At 42.3% G+C, this 5,436-nt stretch carries 5 protein-coding genes; 2 read left to right on the forward strand and 3 right to left on the reverse strand.

Annotated features, from left to right (window positions below; translation table 11 throughout):
• The 3 genes from ACP45E_RS14165 to ACP45E_RS14175 form a co-directional block, all read right to left on the reverse strand.
• The coding region (locus tag ACP45E_RS14165; RefSeq protein ID WP_198927724.1) for a serine dehydratase beta chain at nt 1-765 on the reverse strand (765 nt) is incomplete at its 3' end.
• A 78-nt stretch (nt 766-843) separates the two neighbouring features.
• Nucleotides 844-2,097, reverse strand: coding sequence for an aromatic amino acid transport family protein (locus ACP45E_RS14170; RefSeq protein ID WP_017034414.1), 1,254 nt, complete (start codon nt 2,095-2,097; stop codon nt 844-846).
• 313 nt (nt 2,098-2,410) lie between these two features.
• Nucleotides 2,411-3,064: a CoA pyrophosphatase gene (locus ACP45E_RS14175; protein ID WP_050989647.1), complete on the reverse strand. Its 654-nt coding sequence runs from the start codon at nt 3,062-3,064 to the stop codon at nt 2,411-2,413.
• A 41-nt stretch (nt 3,065-3,105) separates the two neighbouring features.
• Between ACP45E_RS14175 and ACP45E_RS14180 the strand changes: the two genes are divergently transcribed.
• Both ACP45E_RS14180 and ACP45E_RS14185 read left to right on the forward strand, forming a co-directional pair.
• Complete coding sequence (locus ACP45E_RS14180; protein ID WP_017038659.1) at nt 3,106-3,648, forward strand: heme NO-binding domain-containing protein; 543 nt, start codon at nt 3,106-3,108, stop codon at nt 3,646-3,648.
• A 2-nt stretch (nt 3,649-3,650) separates the two neighbouring features.
• Nucleotides 3,651-5,351, forward strand: coding sequence for an ATP-binding protein (locus tag ACP45E_RS14185; RefSeq protein WP_017034417.1), 1,701 nt, complete (start codon nt 3,651-3,653; stop codon nt 5,349-5,351).
• The last annotated feature ends 85 nt before the right edge of the window (nt 5,352-5,436 follow it).

The following is a 5,436-nucleotide window of genomic DNA, read 5'->3' on the forward strand; positions in this document are numbered from 1 at the left end:
GGTTGTGGTCTTTTCAGACGTCATTAACAATTGGCGCAGAGCAGGAGCACGACGTGGCACACGCAGTGGACCAGGAAGAATACCTTCGGTGCTCATCCCACGATCCATGCATTCGCGCATGGTTTTCCAAATGTTCGCGTAGTATGTGCGAGATTCTTCATCAGAATGGAGTGACTTTTCGTTTTCCATCACCAATGTACTGATGGACAAACCACTCTCTTTACACTGTTCAATCAGTTGCTCAGCTGAGGTGAATTCGTACGGCACTTTAATGGGATTTTGATCTTCTTTACCAAAGTTTTCTTCATCAACGATGAAGCCACCGCCGATAGAGTAATACGTTTTTGAGTAAGCAACGTCTTCCTCGATCCAAGCGTGTATTTGCATGCCATTTTCGTGAAGAGATAAGTTTGAAGTATGGAAATTCATTCCGCCATCTTTTGGAAAAGAGACAGTATGGCAATGCATACCTACAGGCAGACGCTCTGTTTCTTCAACACGAGCGATAAAGCCTGGAATGGAATCGATATCGACTTTTTCAGGGGAATTTCCAGCAAGACCCATGATGATGGCGATATCGGTGTGGTGACCTTTCCCTGTCAGTGATAATGATCCATAAACGTCCACGGTGATTTTAGTAATGTCGCGCAATTTTCCCATTGAGCGTAAATCATCAATAAATTCTTTACCCGCTTTCATTGGTCCTACTGTGTGTGAGCTTGAAGGACCAACACCGATTTTATAGATGTCGAATACACTGATCATATTTGAAACCTCATTAGAAAAGGCTCCTGATCTGGAGCCTAATTATAGTTATTATATCTAATCAAGATTAGATTCGGCTTAGAATATACCGTTTATTGCAGAAGTTACAGCAGCAAGACCACAAATCGCTGTGAAGATTTGAGCCGCTTTAGATGTTTTGTATTTTGCCATTGCTGGGACTTTGTTCATCGCAAAAATAGGCATTAGGAACAAGATTGCAGCAATCATTGGTGCACCCAGTTCTTCGATCATTCCTAAAATATCTGGGTTGATGATGGCAACAGCCCAAGTTGTCAGTACGATGAAGATAAGTGAACCTTTCTCGATCTTAGCTTCAGAAGCTTTAGTGCGAGATTTTGCAAGACCAACTAGACCTTCTTGAGCACCAAGGAAGTGACCGAAGTAGCTTGAAGTGATTGCAGCGAATGCAACAAAAGGACCCAAGATTGAGATGAATGGGGATTCATGAATGTTCGCTAGGTAAGACAGAACACTGATGTTCTCAGCTTGCGCTTGTGCAAGTTGCTCTGGTGATAGAGATAAAACCACAGAGAATACGAAGAACATGACAAAACCCATCAGCATCATTGCCGCACCACCAGTAATGGCATCGGTTTTCTTAACGGCATTGTCACCGTGAGTCAGACGTTGCTGTTTAGCAAATTGGCTGATGATAGGGCTGTGGTTGAATGAGAACACAATCATTGGAAGTGCTAGCCAAATCATTACTGGCATCGAGCTCCAATCAGGGCTGACGGCAATCATTGACGTGTTCCACTCAGGGATAAGGTAGAACGACAATGCAAGCAGGATAGCAACCAGTGGGTAAACCAGTGCTGAAGTGACTTTCAGCATCAGTTCTTTACCAAACAAGATACCCGCCGTCATCATTGCAATCAGCGAGCCAGACAGTAACCAACGTGGAATCGATTCCATGCCCATTTGATTCACTAAGAAAGAATCAACGGTGTTTGTGATACCCACACCGTAAATAAGCACAATAGGGTAAATCGCAAAAAAGTAAGCAAAAGTGATGAGGTTTGCGCCAGTTTTACCAAAGTGCTCTTCAACAGTATCACTGATATCTGCATTCGGATTTTTAGAAGATAGAACGAAACGAGCCAATGATTTGTGTGCGAACCAAGTCATTGGAAACGCTATTAACGCAAGAATTGCAAGGGTCCAAAAACCACCGGCACCAGCGCGAATTGGAAGAAATAGTACACCAGCACCAACAGCAGTACCGAAAAGTGAAAGACACCAAGTAAAATCTTTATAAGTCCACTTTGATGAAGTTTGTACAGCCGTAGCTGAAGAAGTTTGTGTAGTCATTAAAAGTACTCATTTTAGGGGAACAGGAAATAAGTTGAGTGCATTGTGCATAGATTTGTTGCACAAATATTAGATCTAGATCATGTATTTGCTTGGATTATAAACCTATCAATAAAAACAACGTTTAGGTCACGTAATTTACGTGCTACTCATTATTTAAATTGGAGTTACAGATTAGTTTAATTAATGGGTTGGGTGGCTGGGTTAACTTTATCTTCGGATTTGCTAGCCTAAAGGCAACCGTTTGCTCTCGTTTCGGATGAATTAAACTAATTAAAATAGAAGGGCGATCAAAGAAAAATCGAGCTGAAGATTAGTTGTTTATCATAATGTGTTGTTGCATGGCGTGGATGATTTGAGCCGTCATTCCCCAAATGAAATGATTTTTGTAAGGCAAAGCGAAAACACGGTGATGATCTTTATTGACCGTAAAAAGGTAGCTGTGAAGTTGCTTTTTATCGAGCATGTAGCTGACCGGCATTTCAAAGGCTTCATCCACTTCATTTGGGTCAATCGACTTAGAATGGTTCGGGTTGATGAAGGCGAGTACAGGCGTGACAGAAAAATGACTGACGGTTGTTAGCTCGGGCATTTGACCAAAAATTTCGATGTGCTCTGGGGCGATACCAACTTCTTCCTGAGTTTCACGAACCGCAGTGAATAAGATGGATGGATCGCTTTTTTCGTATTTCCCTCCAGGAAAGCTGATTTGCCCAGGGTGGTGCTTTAAATGCTTGGCTCGCTTTGTCAGGACGACTGATAACCCGTGAGGCCTTTCGATAAACCCCACTAATACAGAAGCTTTTCTCAGTGGGCGCTGGGCCAATGCTGACACCCGTTTGGTTGATTCTACGTGGTATTTGACCGGCTGCTGAAACTGAAATTTTTGAATTAGGTTATTTTTATTAAGTTCAAACAACGTATTTGCCTCAGAATTGGATTTGTAAAAGACCCACTTATGGATCATGCTTTTAACTGTGTTGTTTATCATAAGGATAGCCCATAAAGATGAAAGGACTTATTTTTACGGAATTTATGGAGCTGGTTGAGCGTGAGTTTGGCTTAGAAGTACTGGATACGATACTTGATGAGGCAGGAGACAGTGGTATTTACACTTCGGTCGGAAGCTATGATCATAAAGCGTTGGTGAAGCTCATTGTCGCCTTGAGTAAAAAAACTGATATTCCAAGCGAACAGTTGCAGGAAGTGTTTGGTCAATCAGTGTTTATTACTCTGTATAAATCGATGCCAGATAATGCTGAACTGAATCAATGCGCCAGTTCGTTTCAATTTATCCGCCATGTAGAAGATTACATCCATTTAGAGGTGAAAAAACTTTACCCTGACGCTAAACCGCCCTCATTTGATTTTATCTCTGAGACACAAACAGAGATGGTGTTTGATTATAAAAGTGCACGGTGCATGTCTCATGTTTGCCTTGGTTTGATAAAAGGGTGCGCAGAGCATTTTAATGAGAGTGTGAACATAGCGACACAAAGTCAAACAACGAATCATGATCATGTTCGATTTACGCTTACTCTTGGCTCTTGACTATGGACAAGCTCTCTCTCCTTGAACGCAAACTCAACAGAGAAATTGCTGCTCGAAAAGAAGCAGAACGTTTACTGGAACAAAAAGGGTTAGAGCTTTATCAATCTAACCAGCATTTACAGTTAGCGTTAAAGAAATTAGAGCACCAAACGGCGACGGACCTAAGAAAATTTGAGTTTGAGCAGCTGATTGATGAAGCACTGATTCACTTTGGACGAGCCTTTCTGTCGCGAAATCTCGACGATGTTTTGCTGTCCAGCTTTTTGAAGCGACTCACAAACAGCAATGTCATTGAAACGGCTTATTTAACCATTCCAGATGTCCCGATAGCGTCTTTTAAGTACGAACATTTTGGGCACTTGGAGCATCGGCATTCGGGCCAGCTGAGCCATGATATTCACTGGATAGGGAACAAGCTCCATTTGCCAATCACAATAGGCAACGATTTAATTGGTGAGCTCATTTTTGGTGTGATTATTGGTGATGTCGACAAAGAGTTCATCGTCAGCCAAATGCTGCTTGTTAACGACCTACTGTGCAGTGCCATTAATCGACAGCTAATGCTCAATGAAACGATTGAAGCTCGGACTCGGGCGGAAGACTCCGAACGGGCCACCAAAGAATTTGTCGCGATGATCAACCATGAGCTTAGAACACCATTAAATGGGCTACTAGGCAGTGCAGAGTTGATGGCTGATACCGGCTTAAATCAAGAGCAAAGCAGTTACCTGATGAATTTGACGCAATCGGGTGAGCTGTTGCGAAGTATTATCAATGATCTTCTGGATTTTAGTAAAATGAATGCCGGTATGATGGAGTTGATACCCAGTCAATTTTATTGGCATGATGTAGAAAATACCGTGAAAGGGATCTTTACCTCTAAGGCGATGGAAAAGCGTATTGATTTTTCCATAGAGCACAGCAATGCGATTCCCAGTGTCTTTATCGGTGATATTGAGAGGATCAGTCAAATATTGGTCAATTTAGTAGGTAATGCGATTAAGTTTACCGAGTATGGTTCTGTGACATTAAAAGTGAATTGGGATTCGAATCGACTGATATTTGAGATTGTTGATACGGGGATTGGTATCGATAAACAGGCTCAAGAGAGTTTGTTTGACCCCTTTGTACAAGCCGACCGGTCGAGCAAGCGAAACTTTGAAGGTTCAGGGTTGGGTCTTGCGATTTGTAAGCAGCTACTGGACTTGATGAAAGGCAGCGTTGATCTCAACAGTGAGTTAGGTAAAGGCACCACGTTTACGGTCCAGATTCCGCTGGAAAAATCCACGAATACCGATGGCAATCAAGAAATCCTATCAAAGGGTCCATTAAAACCACTGGCTAAATCCTTATCTATTCTGGTGGTTGACGATATTCGTATGAATCAAATCATCATTAATCAAATGCTTAAAAAATTCAAATTGGTTGCGGATATTGGTAATAACGGACTGGAAGCACTCGATGCGGTCAAAACCAATGAGTACGACATCATTTTTATGGATTGTCGCATGCCAGAAATGGATGGCTTTGAGGCGACGGCGATTTTACGCTCACAAGGCTATACAAAACCGATCATTGCCTTAACGGCCGGAACCACACTAGAAGAGAGAGAAAAGTGCATGAAAAGCGGTATGGATGATATTTTAACCAAGCCTTATACCGCTTCAGGATTGCATGAAATTATTGTGAAGTGGAGTGCCTAGCCAGTACCGGTAAGATACGACTAAGCTTATCCAATGTTTCTTGGTATTCAGACTCGCACTGACTATCTGCCACGACACCGCCGCC

It is taken from the genome of Vibrio genomosp. F10 str. 9ZD137, assembly GCF_049974785.1.
In the GTDB taxonomy this organism is placed as follows: domain Bacteria; phylum Pseudomonadota; class Gammaproteobacteria; order Enterobacterales; family Vibrionaceae; genus Vibrio.